This window comes from Domibacillus sp. (assembly GCF_031181085.1).
In the GTDB taxonomy this organism is placed as follows: Bacteria; Bacillota; Bacilli; order Bacillales; family Domibacillaceae; genus Domibacillus.
The window spans coordinates 190,173-208,112 of sequence record NZ_JAPSLE010000003.1 but is presented as its reverse complement, the minus strand read 5'-3'; the positions used below and the strand labels follow the sequence as shown (position 1 = coordinate 208,112).

The window sequence follows — 17,940 nt, the reverse complement described above, 5'->3', positions numbered from 1 at the left end:
TTCGGCCAGGAAAATCAAGATAATATACAGTTATTTAAAAAAGCTGAGGAGCATAGATATTGAGAAACGCGCACAGAACACCAGCATATTCTCAAAGAGCAGTTGACCGCTAAGACATTAGTCATCATTAACATTGGTCAATCTCTCGGCATAAAAGATTATTCTTATGACAATTTACTAATGTAAACCATATTCAAAATCAGCAATTTGATAGTTTGGGACACCCTGCAAACGACTTCATGGCTCAAGTACCTTCACTGAACAAAAGGATATGTGACCTCAATAGCATTTAAACAAAAAAAGCTGTCTAATTATAGTGGTGCTATCCTGCTTATTTAAGTTGACACCTATCAGGCAATGTCTCCCTTTAACTTTTTAAGCCGATAACTCCCCCAAACTGTATCTAAAATATTTTTAAAAATTCCAACTAAGTACTTAAATTCTTTTGTTCTATGAAAAACAATTACATAAATAATATTTATAACGGTTAGACAAACAAGAGCTTTTATTACTAACATAAAAAAAGTACTTTCCGTCAGAAAACTACAAATAAAATTAGCCAAAAAATAAACTCCCATAGCTACAACAGCATAATAAAGGTACTGTGCAAAATAATGGATAAGAGACTTCTTAAATACTTTTTTATAAACCAAGTACGGTGTTATCCAAAAAGGTACAGCCAAAGCACTAATCAAGGTACCAAGAAAAACGCCGGCAATTCCCATTGACTGTACTAATACAATAGAGACCACCAAATTCACAGCAGCTTGACAAAGCGGAGCGTAACGATCTGCATGGAAAATGCCTGCTGTTGTTTTAACAGTAGAAATGGCATTTCGCATTCCTCGTTCATAAAAAATAATGATCAGAAGAATTAAAACGGTATCTCCTAATAAAAACTCCGATCCTACCCACAAAGCAATGAACGGGTCAAGTAAAATGAAAAGCAGGATACCAAACAATGAATATAACCAAAAGTTCAGAAGCATGGTCACTTTGTAGATGCTGTAAACTTTCTCTTTGTTTTCTTTTGCTACTAGGTTGCCTACACTGTGATAGATGTTACTTGAAAATTGATAAATGAAGGTTCTGCAAATTTCAATCAGCATGTTGTAATTGGAATACAAACCGACGGCCGCTACACCAACAAAACTGGAAATAATAATATTATCTGTGCCAAATACCAAGTACGTGCCGATGTTTTGCAATAATATTGCTTTAATATTTTTAAAGATATTCTTTTTGGTGTCACTGTCTAAAGTTGTCGTTACTTTGTTTTTTAAGAAAGAGTATTTTTTATTTACAATGATCGCTAACAAAATGGAAGTGATGACTGTAAGTACACAGTCTACGATTAAATACAAAATGAAATTTTGTGTGTAATATAGGATAGCTATTTTTAAAACAACCGAAAGAATAGAAGAAACAGAATAAATACCGGTTACAATATATGTTTTTTGGCACACATTTAAGAAGTTATTTTTATGCAAATATAAGTAAGGAAGCACCGTATTCATTAGGAAGATAAAGTAAATGAGGTGAACATGTTCGATATTTGTATCTTTAATAAAAAATCCAATAAACGGCATAATCGCCACCCCTAATGAGAAGACGACCGCTGCGATCACTAAGTATGCTTTTTTGTACAATTTCATTAAAACATTTATTTTTTCATAATCGTTTTCGGCTACAGGCTTGTAAAGGCTATAGACGATGCTGGAGCCAACTCCTGCTTCTGCGAGAGCCAGCATTGCCAAAATACTCGTAAAAAGTCCGCTTATCCCTAAATATTCTACACCCAGGTAGGTGATAAACACAGTTCTTGAAATAAAGCTTAAAGATGTAATAATCACCTGATTCGCTAAACCAGCTGCTATATTAATAATCGAGTGTTTTATCCTCATTTTTTATCTCCAATGTAAAAAATTTTGAGTAAAGGTCCTCCTAAGAGGGATGACTATGGCTTGTTCAATATAAGCTTTTTACATTTAAACAGGCAGATTGAAAAAAGTAGAGTAATCGGCGGAATATCTAAATATTTGGCTGCCTGGCTTACACTTATGTGCCCTTTCACAAAATCATAGTATAAATTGTAATTCGCTAATCTGCCTTTTACATTGTATTTGTAAAATGAAATTTGCTGTTTTATATAGCAGGCGGTACCTCTAGGGTTTTTCGCAAAGATATCTTTCATATTTTGAGTTAAGCCATCTTCAAGGTACTGGCAGATATAAATGGTTTTATTGAACCACCTTATTTTATAGCCATCAAATGCCATTCGGTCCCACACCGTGGCTTCCGTTATAAAGTTTTCCCCTTCAAATTCTTCAAATTTATATTCTTTTAGAATATGTGTGTAATAAACCTCTGCTTTATCTCCGGTTATACTGTGTTTCTTTCGTTCAAGTGAAGTGGCGTCTACGTACTCTCCGGTAAAGGTGGTCCCCCAACATTGGTTTTCATTCTTTCCTTTGTTCCCGGAAATGCCGCAAAATGACCCTTTGTCTTCCAAACTTTCTTCCCACTTTATGATGCTTTCTAAAGCATCTTCTGTAAGAAAGTCATCAGAATCGACAATAAAAAAAAGCTCTCCTTGAGCCCAGTCAGTAGCTTTGTTAATAGCCCGGTGTTTCCCCCCGTTTTCAATTTTGTAATATCTTATAGAAAACGAATTCTTTTCTTGCATCCACCCTTCGAATAATTCTTGTGTATGATCAGTTGAGCCGTCATCAATGACCAGCCATTCAAAATCTGTGTACTTTTGTTTTTGCAATGACCTGTATAACTGCTCAATGATATAACCTCTATTGTATGTGGGAGTAAATACCGTGATCTTCATCCCGAAGCCTCCGTTCTTCTTGCTGGATATTCATATATCGATTAATACACCTTATGCTAAACCCCTGAGTAAATGGCAGTATATTAAACAACCTAGAATACACCCCAATATCTTTTGTATCTCCTTGTGAAAAGTCAACTGCTCCATCTCTTCTTGTTACGTTCATTAAATAATCAATGGATCTCTCATAGCTTTGCAAACAATCTTTTGATATTCTTTTTATTGTTGAAGCATTTAACATAAGCCAGTTGAGTGTAGCGGTAGCAGAAGAATCTGCATTTGCCTCTCCTCTTGTCACTGTCCAATTCCAGCTTCCGTTTTCCTGCTGAAACTTCATGGCTGTCTTCGCAAATTCTTCTACGCTTTTTTCTAATATAGATTTATACCTGTGATGATGCGGCAATTCAGCCCATGCATCTATAAGACCGATCGCAAACCAGCCGAGCCCTCTTCCCCATCCGTACAATCCAAGAGGCACTTTGTTTTCAAGCTTATAAACGTGACAAGGAAGATATTCGCCTCTCAACATTCCATGCCGTTCATATTCTTGAATTTGCTTCACAGCCAGGTCTATACATTCCTCCTTGCCGTATTTAACACCATAGGTTACTAAAAACGGACAGATAAAGCCAATCGTATCTACATAACGATAACTTTTCATAAACTTTCTATACTCGACCGTACCGTCTGCTCCTATATGTGATTGAATCATTTCCCATGTAGTATCCAAAGCTTTTTTATAGTGATCTGTATTGACAAAATCTAATTTCATTACAGCATAGGCTAATATCGCTGCATCTATATGCTTGGGCTCTTCTTTCCATTGGCCAAGGTCGTTAAATTTCAAACTTAAAAATTTGTTAATTCGATTTTTCACTTCTTCTTCATCTGAATTTTTGTAGTATTCAGATAATCCTAAAAGTAACGCGGCTTCCTGCCAGTGTTGAATAGCGCTATTCGTATAGTTTCCTTTTAATCGGTCGATAACCGTTAATCTCGTATGATCAGTTACTTTTATTTTAGGTGTATGCAATAGCCAATATGATCCTTTATTCGTTATCTTTTCATTCCATATGGTTTTGTCTTCATATCTTCCTATTTGAATTCTGAGCACCCAATCTTTTACTAAGGGTATTAAATCGACAATCACTACTATTGCAACTATAAAAATAACAATAAGGCCTAAAGTTTGTAGCAGCATACTTTATTATTCCTTTCAAAAATGAAATTATTTAACATAACCAAAGGCTTTACCTAAATCTTTGGACATTTGGTCACACATATCTTCTGTGATGTTTCCTCCTATTGTCCAACCCTCGTCATAAACACGTGCATTAGCCATGTTCTCTTGATGCTTGTCAATGTATTCTTTTGTTTTTGCTATGACTCTTGCCGGATTCCCTCCCACTACACTTCCTTCAGGTACGGATTTTGTGACAATGCTTCCGGCAGCTACGATAGCATTCTTTCCTATTGTAACTCCGGGCATAATTAAGGCTCTTGCTCCGATAAATACGTTATCTTCTATTATGATCTTTGCGATCTTCGTATAGTCCAAGTATCTTTTCGTGCTGGCATCATGTGCAAGGAGGTACGCTTGAGGAGCGAATGTTACGTTATTTCCTATTTCTATCAACCAGCAATGAGCATAGTCAATAGTGCTTCCAGCCAGCCCGTGACAATTTTCTCCAACCTTCATTCCCCGTTGTATACACGCCTTTACTGTTAAATCTTCCTGTGAAACTTTTCCCAACCGTACTGTTAAAGATTTCTTTATCCGATTCAGCATTCTCTTCCTCCTTTAAAAAGCAATCCTGAGACAGTTAAACATCTCTTCCTTATTTAATTATTGAAATAACTGGTAAATTTTTTGGACTTCAGATTCTGTTCCTACCTGTTCCCTGGATAAATTGTAGATTAATTTGTTTTTTAATTCTCTGTCGGCCATTAGTTTTTCAATTCCTGCAGCTATTGACTCTCCATCCATTTCTACAATTAATCCATTTTCCTTATCATTAATTTGGTCTTTAGCGGTACTGAAGTTAGTAACGATGATCGGTTTCTGAAGAATTTTTGCTTCGTCTATTGCGATTGATTTTCCCTCATACCTGGAAGGCTGTACATAAATGTCCGCTTTTTTGATATATGGATAGGGATTTTCTTTAACCCCCAGCAATTTAAAATGATTCTGCAAACTTTTTTCTTGGATTGTGCTGACCATTTCTTTTTGCTCTTTCTCTGTTCCATATCCTAAGACATACCATCTTAGCTGACGGCCGCTTTTTCTCAACAAGTCACACGCTTCTATTGCCATATCTATCCCTTTTTCATTTCCTAACCTGGCAACTGTGACGATATTGGTATATTGTTTTTCCTGAATAAAATCGCTCTGCAGTTTATGGTTTGAAAGGTTATTAATAGTCGCAGGAGAAACAATATTTCCGATCACTTTTACCTTATTTGTTAAGTCGGAGAAGTGAGTTTTTATCGCTTCTGCACATTCCTCAGAAACCGTCACAATATGATCTAATTGTTGAAAATAAGGATAATCTAAATGTTGATCCATACCTGAGTTTGAATAATTGGTATGAATCCAGCCAATTTTCTTTTTCGCTTTAACTTTATCGACAATAAAATAAATAGAGGACTTTTCAAGGTAACCAATTGCAATATCATAGGATTTATTAATTTTTTTTAATGGTTTTGACATATACCTCCAAGCTCTTTGTTCACACCTGGATTTGTTTTTCTCCTTTCTGAATATATAACTGGCCCCTATTCTGGAAATAGCTATGTCAATTCTTCCTTTTTTCACAGAATCTGAAAGAGCAGTTTTAATCGGCATATCGAAAAACTGGTATTCAAATGGTTTCTCCAACACATTCACTTGTTTTGGCAAATTTCGAAAAAACAACCCTTCCGGTTTAAATAAAAGCAAGTCCACCTCATACTTAGAATAATCAATGGTTTGCAGTAGAGAGCTTAATGACTTTTCAGCTCCGCCGCTGCTTAAATTATTCATCACAAATAGTATGCTCTTTCTCATTAAGATCACCTATTCCAAAATTCTATAGAGTTTTTCTATTTCTTTTTCTGTTCCTAACCTCAATTGGGACAGGTTATAAACGAGCTTTTCTCTTAACTCTTTGTTTAAAATGAGCTCTTCTATTCCCTCTGCAACAGCCTCTGCGTCCATTTCGACTATGAGACCGTCTTCACCATTTTTTATCTGGTCTTTTGCAGTGCTGAAGTTGGTCACTATAATAGGCTTATTTAAGATTTTGGCTTCATCTATCGCAATTGATTTCCCCTCAAATTTAGACGTTTGCGCATAAATATCTGCCTGCTGTATATAAGGATATGGATTAGTCTGCAGACCTAATAATTTAAAGCGTTTCTCTAACTTGTTTTCCTTGATCAAGCAAGTGAGTTTCTCTCTTTCCTCTCCTTCCCCTATTACATTCCATTGAATATTGTATCCTCGATCCACTAGCTTCTTGCAGGCTGCTACAGCCAATTCAAATCCTTTCTGGTAATGAAGCCTGCCGATAGAAAGAATCACAAACTCATCCTCTTTTTTATCGTAAATATTTTCATCGTTTATTTGCGCCATCCTGTTAATTGTTTGAGATGAGACAATATTATAGATTACATCCACTTTATCTTTTTGAGCTGGAAACCTATTTTGAAGCACGTTGGCACACTCTTCCGACACAGTCACAATTGTATCGAGCTTTTTAAAATATTTAGAATCAAAAACAGGATCCATACCTAACTTATCGTAGTCGATATGAACCCAGCCTATTCTCTTCTCTGCCTTTACTTTATCGACACAAAAATATGTAGCCGTTTTCTCTAAAAATCCCACTGCTGCATCGTACTTTTTCTCTAGCCGATCTAAAGATTTCTCAATATGCTTCCAGCTGTATTGCTCTTTTATGGAAGTGTGCTTTTTTGTTCTATTTTTAATAGCATACATAAAACGGTTGTAAGCCAATATTAAATTTCCCTTTAAGAGAAACCGTTTCACTGACTGTAAAAGCGGCAGCGTAAATAAGTGATAGGATTCTGACAAAGGCAGGACTCTTACTTGCTTAGGCACAAATTCCATAAATAAACCATCATGATTCAATAAAAATAAATCTACATCGTATAAATCATAGTTTATTTGAGACAGTAAATTGACTAAACTTTTTTCTCCTCCCCCGGCTGCCAAACCGGGCATCACGAAAAGTAAGTGCTTCTTCATCTTATTGGACCAATTCCGTTATATATTTCACGGCTTTATATGACATTTTCTTTATACGAGGCACAGTTTCTTGAAGTTTGTTTTTGATTTTTTCTTCTTCCTTTACCATTTCATCAAAGGCTGCTGTTAATCTTTTACTATCAGATATTTCTTCGATGCCTAATACTAGCTTTTCCTCTCCAAACAGGTCTTTTGCTATCCCTTTAGACTTTACACTATAGCCTAATACCATAGTTGGCACATAGTTTGAATAAGCCGCGATCGTAGCGTGTGTTCTGGCGCCTATAAAAAATCGCATCCTGGCAATATACCCCTTATATTGCGTGGCATTTAAATGATCAGGAAGTATGATTACTCTGTCTGTGTGTTTAAACTCTTCATAGTATTTGTAAAGAACTTCATAGTCATTATTCCCCTCATCTATTACATGAGGTGTCAAAGCGATAGTCATATCAGTTGTTTTCAATATGTGTTTTATAAGCTCTCTGACCGACTCTTGAGATTTTTGATTTTTCTTCCATACAAGCGGGCTGAAATTCAATCCCATTGTATTTTCTTCCTGCCAGCCCTCCGGAAGTGCAAGCTCTTCTTTTTCCATCGTAAAAGCTGGATCGGCACAGAGTTTAACATTCGTTAACCCTTTCTCTCTCAGCATGTTATAAGTAAGGGTTTCACGTGCAAGGATTAAGTCAAACAGCTTTAAATCTTCGAGTTTTCTCTCTGACATATCTTCCTCACCGATTGAACATCCCCATAAGACCAGCTTCTTTCCCTGCGCTCGTACTCGTCGGTCTACTTCATACCATCCTGGTTGTTCTCCGTAGCAATAATTATCTCCGCCTACAGACAAACATATATCCATATCTTTGATATGCTTGATGACATTGTAATGAACCTTACCCAATGCATAAGATTCGTCGTTAAAAAACTTTACCTTCAATGCAGATACAATCCAATTGTACGAGTACTTTTTGATCGGGCGGTCAGAGCCGTCAAATATTCCATCTAATTTAGTGATAATTTTATCCGTTTCAGGTTTGTATGATGTTAAATAAACCTTGGCCCCACTTGTTTTTTCTTTAATAATATTCGTTGAAGAACGGACAATGGCTTCACAGCCTCTATTAAGACTGCCTCCATGTGCGAACATCATAATTTTCATATCAAATTCCCCCAGCATTATTTATTTCTGAACCTGCTGTAAGCTGTAGCACAATAAAGCCCTACAACTGATTGCTTTCTTATCATATTTATAAGAAATTTTTGATATCTGCCTAACGCGCTATAGTTTTCTTTTACATAGTAAGGCAGTGCCTCTCTAGTGCTTTTATTAGTTATCATGCCTCTTACATATTGATATCTTTTATTAAACCTCATTTTCGAAGGCATAAAATAAACATGTATATAAGACATAACACTGTTTATTAGCCGTATTGATTTTAATTCTTTTATTTTTTCCTGATCGACTGCGCCAACCAATTTCACAGGCAAGTCTAACTCATACACTTCTAGCGCTCTTTTAAAGTAATCTTTTTCACTTATGTTTCTTGTTGCACTGCCGTTAACTGCCCGGTAATGATAACCTGTATAATCCAAATAAATTATTTTATGTGCACTGCTCATAAAATAAAGATTAAACAACCCATCCTCTCCCAAGGCGATGCCTTCTGGAAAGAACAGGTTGTTTTGTTTAATAATCTTCATTTTATATAATTTCGTACAGACCGTATTCAAATTATCACTCTTTAAAAAATAGGGTAAAATATGCTTTTGTATATAGTCTTGTTCCAAACAATGATTTACCGGAAAAGGGTATTTTGTAATCATTTGTTGTCTAGCATTTCCGTCTCCAACATTTGAAATAACTGCATCATAGTTTCCTTTCATACATGCAGTGTATAGCCTCTCATACATGTCTTCTCCGATATAATCATCTGCATCGACAAACCCTACATATTCTCCGGAAGCAGCTTTCAGCCCTGAATTCCGTGCAGCACTTACACCTTGATTAGCTCGATTGATTAGCTTTATTCTTTTATCTTTTTTTTGGAAGCTTTCGATGATTTGCTTACTGTTATCCCAAGATCCGTCATTAATAAAAATAAATTCACACTCTTTGAGCGTCTGGTTCGCTAATGATTCAATACATTGAGCTATATATTTCTCCGCATTATACACAGGTATTATTACACTTACTTTATAAGACACATACCACACCCCTCTACATCAGTTTCTTCAATGGTCTTCTGTCTTAGTGAGCTTGTGCTTGTCATCTGATCACTTCGTATAATTTATTTAATTCACTCTTATTGTCATAATCTTGATTCTGTATGTTCTGAACCAAATTATCTTTCAGCTTGTTGTTTTTGAAAAATAATTCTATCGCTTGTGCAAGTCCCTTTTCACTCAGCTCACAAATAACTCCTTCTCGTCCATCCTGTATTTGGCTGTGGGCAGTCGGATAATTCGTAATTACAATCGGTTTTTCCAGTATCTTTGCTTCTGTTACAGCAACGGCTTTTCCTTCATATCTAGAAGGCTGTACATACAAGTCACATATCTTAAAATATGGATAAGGATTTGTTTTTTTGCCCAATAGTATAAAGCTTTTCTCCATGTTACTTTTACGGATTAGTTCCTCAAGTTCAGCTTTATATCCGCCTTCACCGATAATGTACCATTTGATATTGGTTAGACCCTTATCGTGTAATATTTTGAGCGCCTTAACAGCCATATCGAAACCTTTAACATACGAGAGACGGCCAACCGATAAAAGGTTAAAATCAGTTATGTCTACTTCCGTTCGAGCTGTTTGCTGCCCATTACCAGCCATTTTCTTTATAAAAGCCGGTGATGTTAAATTTTCAACTAATAAAATTTTCTTTTCTAAAGACGGATATACGGACAAAAATGCTTTTGTACATTCTTCAGAAATGGAAACAATATAATCAAACTTTGTCCAAATATTAAGATCTACCTTATTATCTATCTCTAATTTGCTGTAATCTGTATGAATCCAGGCTATCTTTTTTCCCGCCTTTATCCTTTTGAGCAAAATATCATGAGGCCACGCGTAGCTTATCGCAATATCATACTGTTTTTTTAGCTTCGGCAGAAAATAACAAGAGTATTTTAAAGCCAGCTGCATTTGTATATAGCCGGAGCCTTCTTCTAACTTTCTTGAATTTGCCTTTATGTTTGCCGCAAATTTACTTATGATTCTAATCGCCGATGTTAAATAGTGACCTTCCTTCACACAATGGATAATCGGCTTTCTAAAAACAGAATAGGCATTAATTTCATTTAGAACATTCACCTTTTCAGGAATTAATGTAAGAAAGTCTCCCTTATGATGAAAAATTAATAAGTCTACGTTATACTTCTCATAATCAAAGCTTTCGAGCATATTAATTAAGCTTCTTTCTATTCCGCCGATCTCCATATCATAAACAGAAATCAAAATGTCTTTTTTCATAAAATGCTCCTCTTTTCTTTGGAGTTAAAGAAAGGAAGCAATTTCTCTTCTTTTTTGTTTAAAAACAATGTATTTGCTGGAACATTGCCTTTTACAACGCTTCCTGCTCCTATAACAGCATTGTTTCCTATGTGTGTATTTCTTAAAATCACTACATTAGATCCAATCCACACATTTTCTCCAATAATGACTTCTCCTTTAACCAAATGCTGATTAGATACATTTTTGTAGTTATGATCATGGTCATTGATACAAACATTGGGTGCTATTTTAGTATGTTTACCGATAGATATTTTATTGACACAGTTGATATTACAGTTATCATTAATAAATACCTTTTCTCCTAAGAACAGTTGCCCATCAAAATCAATTCTTACACTGACATTCTTTCTCATGAAAACAAACTTCCCCATGATTATTCTGGAATTTTTATTAAAAATTTCTATTTTGCTATTGGCTTGAAGAGCAAATAAAGAAGAGTGGATATTTTTAAAATAAATGCATTTATAAAAGTATCCTCTCGTAAACGCAAGTAAATAAGAAAGGTTCATTAAAATAGTGTGATACAGCCCTCTGGTGGCAGCTTCTCTTTTTAGTGTTTGAACAATTTTTTTGACTATAGTCACCTTTGGATTCTCCTTAAGCAATTAAAATATCATTTGGTCAAACTCCTTAACTTGGCAATCGTGTGTCCACCTACAGCTTTAGCCAGCACTTTTTTTAAATGACTTTTTAAGCGAGCTTTTGGCGGAAGCCAGCTTTTAAAAAAGTAATGTTTTGTATATGTGTAATCTGAATGAAAATCACGGCAATTTATATAGTCATATGGCGAAAAATATGCTTGAGGATAGAACGTACCAAGTCCAATCAATTCTTGTTTTTCACCATTTTTTTTCAATCCGAAATCCTGTAATATTTGAGTCACGATTGCTACATTTGTTAGAGCATCGAAGGTCCCGTCTTTTTTAAGAAAAGGCTTGTCTTTATAAGAATCTAAAAATACTTTAATTAATGGGTTTTTCTTTTGAGCGCCTATCGTGCTGGTTGCAATAAAGTTCTCCTGCTCAAACCCCCAAAACGACTCGTGGTGCAAAAGATCATCAAATGATTTAAAGACTTCTACATCTGTATCCAGATAAATACCGCCATACTGATAAAGAGCATGGACTCTCACATAATCACTGACAAACGCAAACTTTCCAGCTTCATATGCCTGCTTCATATAAAGGCTGCTATTCACATCTGTATTTTGCTCATTCCATTCGGTAATTTCGTAATCAGGCAAATAGGTTTTCCAGCTTCGTATACAGCGTTCGACAATCTCTGGTTTTTCTTTGCCCCCAAACCAGCAATAGTGAATGCGCTTTGGAATTTTTTTATTTTCATTCATGCTAGAGCGCTCCTTTTAACATGTACAATCCATTTTCTCTTTCTATTTTTCCGTTGCTTTTTGATTTTGCCATTTTATAAATTCGAATACCGTTTTGTATTGATCCAGCTGTTCTTTTTCAATGCCGGCTTGTTTTAATTCGTAAATAAAATCCTTCCATTCACTCTCAGAAGGATCCTCAGGCTCCATATAATTCCCAAGAAGGGTATGAAGATTTACATCTAAGACAGAAGCAATTCTTTCCAACAAATGAATGGAAGGATTTTGGTTGACATTGCGTTCGATATTGCTTAAATAAGATTTCGACATGTTGGCGCGGCCTGCCAGCTCGGACAATGTGATACCTTTTGCTTTTCGTATTTTTTGAATTGTTTCCCCTATCATTTTTTCCCCTCGTTTTCTGCGACTAGATAATCCCTTTTGTTAAGCTGGTCCGGGCCTGTACTTCTTTTATGCAGTCAATCACGCGCTGCTGTTCAGCTTCTGATAAATTTGATCCCGACGGAAGACAAATGCCTGTTTGAAAAAGCTGTTCAGCAATATGATTTTCTTTATCCTGTGGGTAGTATTTGGTTCCCCGGAAAAGCGGTTGCAAATGAAGCGGCTTCCAGACCGGACGCGCTTCAACATTCCGTTCAGCTAACGCATGAATGAGCTGTGCTGTCGTTACGCCAGCTTTCCTTTTATCTACCGTCAAAGCCGTCAGCCAGCGGTTTGTTCGAGTGTTGTCTAGCTCTGGCATAAACGTAAAGCCTGGAAGATGACCCAACTCCTTTTCATACCGCGTAAATACCTTTCGCCTTGCTTCTACTCGCTCGTTCAGCACCTGCATTTGGGCAATGCCTACACCCGCGAGGATATTGCTCATCCGATAGTTGTAACCAAGATTGCTGTGCTGATAATGAGGTGCTGCATCACGCGCCTGCGTTGCTAAAAACCGTGCTCTTTGCAGCGCTTCTATATCATCCGAAACAATCATTCCGCCGCCTGATGTAGTAATAATTTTATTTCCATTAAAAGAATAGATACCGAACTTCCCAAGCGTGCCGCTGGCTTTTCCTTTGTATGTAGAGCCAAGAGACTCGGCCGCGTCTTCAATTACAGGCACATTGTATTGGCCGCAAAGTGCGAGAAGTTCATCCATTTTCGCTATTTGCCCGTAAAGGTGAACAATAATGACGGCTTTTGGGAGCCTGCCTTCGCGAAATGCATCCTGCAGCGCCTGTTCAAGCGCCTGCGGCGACATGTTCCACGAGTCTGGCTCAGAATCAATAAACACTGGCTCAGCTCCTTGATAGATAATTGGATTGGCGCTGGCGATAAAGGTAAGGCTGGAACAAAAGACGGTGTCTCCTTTTGTCACATTCAACAGAGAAAGAGCGAGGTGAATGGCAGCGGTACCAGAACTGACAGCCACCGCTTCTTTTGCCCCGGTTACAGCCCTTGTTTCTTTTTCAAATGCATCCAGGTTAGGACCCAGGGGAGCGATCCAGTTTGTTTTAAAGGCTTCATCAATATAGTCGTTTTCCTTTCCGCTCATATGCGGCGGTGACAGGAAGATTCTCGGCTCTGTCACATTATCATCTCCTTTTCAAGAACTTTTTCTTCCGGTTGTCAGTGTTTTCTCGATCACTCTTGCTGGTGTACCGGCGGCTGTGCAGTAAGAGGGAATAGGTGTAATGACGGTGGAACCAGCTCCTACAACAGACCAGCTGCCAATGTCCATTCCAGGAATAACAGCGGCTGATGCTCCGACATGTGCACCTTCCTCCACTAAAACATTTCCTGTCAGCACAGCACCCGGTGAAATATGTACGTAATCACCGAGTTTGTTTTCATGCTCAATAATTGCTCCCGTGTTAATAATGCAGTGCCTTCCCATGCTGGCCCCTGCATTAATAACCGCGTTTGCCATCACAACCGTTCCTGCTCCAATTGCTGCAGATGGGCTAACTACTGCCGTAGGATGAACAATAGAGGCATATTGGTTCACTCTCAGCGGCATTGAATCCGCCAGATTTTTTCTGACACTATTGTTCCCTATTGCCATTACTACCTTTGTCTGTTCGTTCAAAAGGCTTGTGAGAGAAGAAAAAGGACCGTATAAAATCCCTCCTTCCTCCGCTTCCTCTGAGTACTTATCATCCAAAACTGCTCTTAACGTATAGTCCTTCAAAGTAGAAATTGTATCCTGGATAACTTTGCTGTGTCCGCCGTTTCCCAAAACGATAATATCCAAGAGCGTTCCCTTCTTTCAGCCTTTGAATTTTTCCATTGTGGCGTGTCCTTGATGGGCAATTCCTTCTTTTTTCATTACTTTCCGCACCGTTAAAAATAAAATTTTTAAATCAAGCAGCATCGATTGATTTTTCACGTACCACGTATCTAACGCAAATTTTTCCTCCCACGAAATCGCATTTCGTCCATTTACCTGAGCCCAGCCTGTAATACCCGGCCTTACTTCATGGCGCATCGATTGTTCTTTTGTGTAAAGAGGAAGGTACTCCATTAGTAATGGCCTCGGACCGACCAGGCTCATTTCACCTTTGAGTACGTTTATAAGCTGCGGCAGCTCATCCAGGCTCAGCTTCCTTAATACCTTTCCGGTTTCCGTTAACCGCATCTGATCTGATTGAAGCTTTCCCTCTCCATTGGTCATGTGGCTCATAGTCCGAAATTTATACACGTAAAAAGGTTTGCCGTGCAGGCCCGGGCGCTGCTGTTTAAATAAAACAGGAGAGCCCATTTTTGTCTTTACAATAGCAGCTGTCGCCAGCATAACCGGTGAACACGCGGCCAGCAGTGTAAGGGATACAGCTATATCCATTAATCGCTTCATTTATGGCTCCTCACTTTGTTTAACATAAAAAAACGCTGCTCACTTAAGCAACGGGGTTGGCACCTATAATGACAGGCAGTTCTTCTTTTCTGTATCCCTCTGGATTAAGCTGCTGCCATCTCCAGGCGTCTTCACACATTTCCTTCATGCCTCTCACGGCCTCCCAGCCCAGCTCCACTTTCGCCTTCGTGACGTCTGCATAGCAAACAGCTGCGTCTCCCGGGCGGCGATCGACAAGGCGATACGAGATTTCTCGTCCGGATGCCTTCTGAAATGCTGTAACCATTTCCAATACGCTGTAACCATTTCCCGTTCCAAGGTTATACGTATGGACACCCGTTGCCCTTTGCAGCTTGTCCAATGATTTTAAGTGCCCGATCGCTAAATCCACAACATGAATATAGTCTCTTACTCCTGTTCCATCTTGTGTCGGATAATCACTTCCAAATACATTCAGGCTTGGAAGCTTTCCGACCGCTACCTGGGAGATGTACGGCATCAGGTTATTCGGAATGCCATTTGGATCTTCTCCAATCAAGCCGCTTTTATGGGCACCGATTGGATTAAAATATCTTAAAAGAGCCACTCTCCATGTTTGGTCTGAACCATAAAGATCTTTTAAAATCTCTTCGATCATCAGTTTGGTCCGGCCGTATGGATTGACTGCACCAAGAAGGGAGGTTTCCGTGATCGGCACTTGATCCGTTACCCCGTATACCGTAGCAGAAGAACTGAATACCAGGTTTTTTACGCCGTGTTTTTTCATCACTTCACAAAGAATCACGGTGGCTGTCACATTGTTCTGGTAATACGTGAGCGGAACCAAAACCGATTCTCCCACCGCCTTTAATCCGGCAAAATGAATAACGGCATCAATTGAATAAGCCGCAAAGACACTGCTCAGCCCTTCTTTATCAAGCAGATCAACTTCATGAATGGGAAACTGCTTGCCCGTAATAGCTGCTACACGTTTTAATGATTCCGGCTTGCTGTTTGAAAAGTTATCAACCACTACAATGTCATATCCCGCATTCAACAGTTCCACACATGTATGGCTGCCGATATATCCGGCACCGCCTGTTACAAGAATTGTCATCTCGTTTTATCCTCCTCTTTTAAAAATAATTGTTTACCAGATCAGGTAATCACTTCTATACACCATATTTAAACTAATGACATTTTCAAAGTAATAGTAAATAAAGTAACAAATGACGATTCCATAGTAGACTAACTTCTCATCTTTTTCTCTAAACAACTTTGGTATCCAGGAAATGAGAATGAGCTGAAAGGGCCAAAAGTAAATAGAAAATCTAGCGAAAATCCAGTTTTGAGTAGAAATCAGCATAAATATAAACCCCAGCAATGTCATATTTACAATGACGTCACTCTTCGGAAACAGTTCTCTCAGTTTTTCTCTTCCTAAAAAAGCAATGCCCAATGGGACTGCTTCAACTGCCACCCTCATAAAGTTAGCTCCACCTTCAGAAAAGTTACTGTAATGACCGTATTGAGTGTCTTCAATAGTCGAGAACAACATGGAAGAAAATTGATCAAACCCAACGACAACGAACACTGCAAGCAAGACAACGGCTGCTGTCGCTTTGGACCAGGCTTTAACACGGACCACAAAATAAATGGGAATTAAAATAAGGGCACTTTGATGAAACGTTGACGCAAGTAAGACAACCAGCATATAACTTTTCCAGTTTCCTTCAATTAAAAACTTTGTCGCCATAAATAAGACAGCAGAGGCAAATGCCTGTCTAATCCCATTCATGGATACTAGAAACAATCCCCCTGTGATATATACATATAAACCAAGCTCAAACATTCTTGCATACTTATATAGGATAAGAACAAACAACACATTAGTTATCAATGCAGTTGTAAAAATTAATATTTGCGGATCTTCTGAAACTTTCTGCAATAGCAACTGCAGAACAGCAAAGCCTTTGTCCTTTCCTTCCATTACCTTTTCCCACGTGAAAGTTGTAACTTTATAGCTGTGTTTGTAAAAAAAAGTATCCCCTACATCAGATCGAAGTCCTGATAATAAAACCAACGAAGTCAATCCCAAAAAAGCCAATAGTTTATTTGGTGAAACAACGGAGGATCCACCCTCATTTTGTTTGGAAAAATATCTGGCAAAGAAGGAAGACAAATAGACAGCAGCAAGATTTACGTAAAATAGAGTCATAATAGTGCCCTTCCTTGTGGTACTAGTTTTACATCATCATTAATGCTTCATCACAGTATCACGACTCGTTTTTTGAATGTAAAAAAATAAAAGCAAGCCGGCCGGTGAAGCGAGAAATGTAGTGAATTTCCGTGGCGATTCTAATAAATATTTATGATTTTTACTCATTAAACTGCTCGACACGTAGTGAATCGCCTCCCGTACCTCTTCCTTGTAGGAAGGAGCATATGTCATTGCTGTTTTGCGAAAGAAAGCAAACCCTTTTGGATTCTTTTTGTATTGTTTTACCATGTTTAAGCTTGAACCGTCCTCCAAGTATTCAACATGGCATAACACCTCATTCAAGAGAAGCAGTGGATACTCCTGGTCAATCAAAATATACTTGTAACTTAAAGGACAATATTTTTCTCCGGAGAAAATAGGATAAGGAGGTGTTTTTTTGGTTAGTTCACTTCGGTACACAAGTTTTTTATCACCCTTAACCTTGTAGATGCCGTACAAATCTGTAAGCGTGGAAGACCTAAGATGATCCGGAAGACGGGTCCCGATAATCTCTCCATTTTGTTTTGCATCTAACCCGGCAATCCCTGCGTACTTCTCACTCCCATACTGCTTCCAGGTGGTAAGTATTTTCTCTACCGCATCGTCCGGCATGTAGTCGTCTGAATCAATACATACATTCAGTTCCGTCTGGATTAATCGATAAGCTGTGTTATGGGCGCCGTGCATTCCCTGGTTTTCTTGATAATGATAAGTAATGGAGATTTTATTTTCTGAGATCCAGCTGTCTACCAGCTCTTTTGTTTGATCGGTTGAACCGTCATCAATGATCAGCCAAGTAAAGTCTTTACACGTTTGCCCGACTAAGCTTTCATAGCATAAGTGAAGTGTGTAGGCTCTGTTGTACGTTGGTGTAAAGACTGTTAAAATAGGATTCATTCGCCTTCCTCC

At 38.0% G+C, this 17,940-nt stretch carries 18 protein-coding genes; all 18 read right to left on the bottom strand.

The window, feature by feature from the left end; translation table 11 throughout:
• Nucleotides 1-350 precede the first annotated feature (350 nt).
• The 18 genes from RIN81_RS06900 to RIN81_RS06815 all read right to left on the bottom strand — a co-directional run bounded on the left by RIN81_RS06900 (nt 351) and on the right by RIN81_RS06815 (nt 17,928).
• The gene (locus RIN81_RS06900) at nt 351-1,904 is read right to left on the bottom strand and encodes a lipopolysaccharide biosynthesis protein (RefSeq protein WP_309088666.1); all 1,554 of its coding nucleotides are present in this window, start codon (nt 1,902-1,904) and stop codon (nt 351-353) included.
• A 53-nt stretch (nt 1,905-1,957) separates the two neighbouring features.
• Nucleotides 1,958-2,839, bottom strand: coding sequence for a glycosyltransferase family 2 protein (locus RIN81_RS06895; RefSeq protein ID WP_309088664.1), 882 nt, complete (start codon nt 2,837-2,839; stop codon nt 1,958-1,960).
• Nucleotides 2,805-4,040, bottom strand: coding sequence for a glycoside hydrolase family 88 protein (locus RIN81_RS06890; protein WP_309088662.1), 1,236 nt, complete (start codon nt 4,038-4,040; stop codon nt 2,805-2,807). The genes RIN81_RS06895 and RIN81_RS06890 overlap by 35 nt, the downstream gene beginning before the upstream one ends.
• 27 nt (nt 4,041-4,067) lie before the next feature.
• Nucleotides 4,068-4,628 (bottom strand): acyltransferase, encoded by a 561-nt coding sequence (locus tag RIN81_RS06885; protein ID WP_309088659.1) that lies wholly within the window; start codon nt 4,626-4,628, stop codon nt 4,068-4,070.
• 57 nt (nt 4,629-4,685) lie between these two features.
• Nucleotides 4,686-5,885 carry a glycosyltransferase gene (locus tag RIN81_RS06880; protein ID WP_309088657.1) on the bottom strand — a complete coding sequence of 400 codons (1,200 nt, stop codon included), beginning with the start codon at nt 5,883-5,885 and terminating at the stop codon, nt 4,686-4,688.
• A gap of 9 nt (nt 5,886-5,894) precedes the next feature.
• The gene (locus RIN81_RS06875) at nt 5,895-7,088 is read right to left on the bottom strand and encodes a glycosyltransferase (RefSeq protein WP_309088655.1); all 1,194 of its coding nucleotides are present in this window, start codon (nt 7,086-7,088) and stop codon (nt 5,895-5,897) included.
• Nucleotide 7,089: 1 nt separating this feature from the next.
• On the bottom strand, nt 7,090-8,250 hold the full coding sequence (locus RIN81_RS06870) for a polysaccharide pyruvyl transferase family protein (protein ID WP_309088653.1): 1,161 nt from the start codon (nt 8,248-8,250) through the stop codon (nt 7,090-7,092).
• 17 nt (nt 8,251-8,267) lie between these two features.
• The gene (locus tag RIN81_RS06865) at nt 8,268-9,296 is read right to left on the bottom strand and encodes a glycosyltransferase family 2 protein (protein WP_309088651.1); all 1,029 of its coding nucleotides are present in this window, start codon (nt 9,294-9,296) and stop codon (nt 8,268-8,270) included.
• Nucleotides 9,297-9,357: 61 nt separating this feature from the next.
• Nucleotides 9,358-10,563 carry a glycosyltransferase gene (locus tag RIN81_RS06860; RefSeq protein WP_309088649.1) on the bottom strand — a complete coding sequence of 402 codons (1,206 nt, stop codon included), beginning with the start codon at nt 10,561-10,563 and terminating at the stop codon, nt 9,358-9,360.
• Nucleotides 10,560-11,189 carry an acyltransferase gene (locus RIN81_RS06855; protein ID WP_309088647.1) on the bottom strand — a complete coding sequence of 210 codons (630 nt, stop codon included), beginning with the start codon at nt 11,187-11,189 and terminating at the stop codon, nt 10,560-10,562. Before RIN81_RS06855 ends, RIN81_RS06860 begins: the two co-directional genes overlap by 4 nt.
• Nucleotides 11,190-11,218: 29 nt before the next feature.
• Nucleotides 11,219-11,953: a glycosyltransferase family 32 protein gene (locus RIN81_RS06850; RefSeq protein ID WP_309088645.1), complete on the bottom strand. Its 735-nt coding sequence runs from the start codon at nt 11,951-11,953 to the stop codon at nt 11,219-11,221.
• A gap of 42 nt (nt 11,954-11,995) precedes the next feature.
• Complete coding sequence (locus RIN81_RS06845) at nt 11,996-12,337, bottom strand: helix-turn-helix domain-containing protein (RefSeq protein ID WP_309088643.1); 342 nt, start codon at nt 12,335-12,337, stop codon at nt 11,996-11,998.
• Between the two features lie 22 nt (nt 12,338-12,359).
• Nucleotides 12,360-13,493 (bottom strand): DegT/DnrJ/EryC1/StrS family aminotransferase, encoded by a 1,134-nt coding sequence (locus RIN81_RS06840; protein ID WP_309088915.1) that lies wholly within the window; start codon nt 13,491-13,493, stop codon nt 12,360-12,362.
• Between the two features lie 51 nt (nt 13,494-13,544).
• On the bottom strand, nt 13,545-14,192 hold the full coding sequence (locus tag RIN81_RS06835; protein WP_309088641.1) for an acetyltransferase: 648 nt from the start codon (nt 14,190-14,192) through the stop codon (nt 13,545-13,547).
• Nucleotides 14,193-14,207: 15 nt separating this feature from the next.
• Complete coding sequence (locus RIN81_RS06830; protein WP_309088639.1) at nt 14,208-14,792, bottom strand: sugar transferase; 585 nt, start codon at nt 14,790-14,792, stop codon at nt 14,208-14,210.
• 43 nt (nt 14,793-14,835) lie between these two features.
• On the bottom strand, nt 14,836-15,888 hold the full coding sequence (gene galE, locus RIN81_RS06825; RefSeq protein ID WP_309088637.1) for a UDP-glucose 4-epimerase GalE: 1,053 nt from the start codon (nt 15,886-15,888) through the stop codon (nt 14,836-14,838).
• A 33-nt stretch (nt 15,889-15,921) separates the two neighbouring features.
• Nucleotides 15,922-16,989 (bottom strand): EpsG family protein, encoded by a 1,068-nt coding sequence (locus RIN81_RS06820; protein WP_309088635.1) that lies wholly within the window; start codon nt 16,987-16,989, stop codon nt 15,922-15,924.
• 39 nt (nt 16,990-17,028) lie between these two features.
• Nucleotides 17,029-17,928, bottom strand: coding sequence for a glycosyltransferase family 2 protein (locus RIN81_RS06815; RefSeq protein WP_309088633.1), 900 nt, complete (start codon nt 17,926-17,928; stop codon nt 17,029-17,031).
• Nucleotides 17,929-17,940: the final 12 nt, after the last annotated feature.

Bases quoted from the DNA above. Each gene is read 5' to 3' on its own strand.
- RIN81_RS06830 (WP_309088639.1), bottom strand. From the start codon at position 14,792: ATGAAGCGATTAATGGATATAGCTGTATCCCTTACACTGCTGGCCGCG.
- RIN81_RS06840 (WP_309088915.1), bottom strand. From the start codon at position 13,493: ATGAGCGGAAAGGAAAACGACTATATTGATGAAGCCTTTAAAACAAAC.
- galE (WP_309088637.1), bottom strand. From the start codon at position 15,888: ATGACAATTCTTGTAACAGGCGGTGCCGGATATATCGGCAGCCATACA.
- RIN81_RS06885 (WP_309088659.1), bottom strand. From the start codon at position 4,628: ATGCTGAATCGGATAAAGAAATCTTTAACAGTACGGTTGGGAAAAGTT.
- RIN81_RS06895 (WP_309088664.1), bottom strand. From the start codon at position 2,839: ATGAAGATCACGGTATTTACTCCCACATACAATAGAGGTTATATCATT.
- RIN81_RS06820 (WP_309088635.1), bottom strand. From the start codon at position 16,989: ATGACTCTATTTTACGTAAATCTTGCTGCTGTCTATTTGTCTTCCTTC.
- RIN81_RS06845 (WP_309088643.1), bottom strand. From the start codon at position 12,337: ATGATAGGGGAAACAATTCAAAAAATACGAAAAGCAAAAGGTATCACA.
- RIN81_RS06890 (WP_309088662.1), bottom strand. From the start codon at position 4,040: ATGCTGCTACAAACTTTAGGCCTTATTGTTATTTTTATAGTTGCAATA.
- RIN81_RS06900 (WP_309088666.1), bottom strand. From the start codon at position 1,904: ATGAGGATAAAACACTCGATTATTAATATAGCAGCTGGTTTAGCGAAT.
- RIN81_RS06875 (WP_309088655.1), bottom strand. From the start codon at position 7,088: ATGAAGAAGCACTTACTTTTCGTGATGCCCGGTTTGGCAGCCGGGGGA.
- RIN81_RS06850 (WP_309088645.1), bottom strand. From the start codon at position 11,953: ATGAATGAAAATAAAAAAATTCCAAAGCGCATTCACTATTGCTGGTTT.
- RIN81_RS06860 (WP_309088649.1), bottom strand. From the start codon at position 10,563: ATGAAAAAAGACATTTTGATTTCTGTTTATGATATGGAGATCGGCGGA.
- RIN81_RS06815 (WP_309088633.1), bottom strand. From the start codon at position 17,928: ATGAATCCTATTTTAACAGTCTTTACACCAACGTACAACAGAGCCTAC.
- RIN81_RS06870 (WP_309088653.1), bottom strand. From the start codon at position 8,250: ATGAAAATTATGATGTTCGCACATGGAGGCAGTCTTAATAGAGGCTGT.
- RIN81_RS06880 (WP_309088657.1), bottom strand. From the start codon at position 5,885: ATGAGAAAGAGCATACTATTTGTGATGAATAATTTAAGCAGCGGCGGA.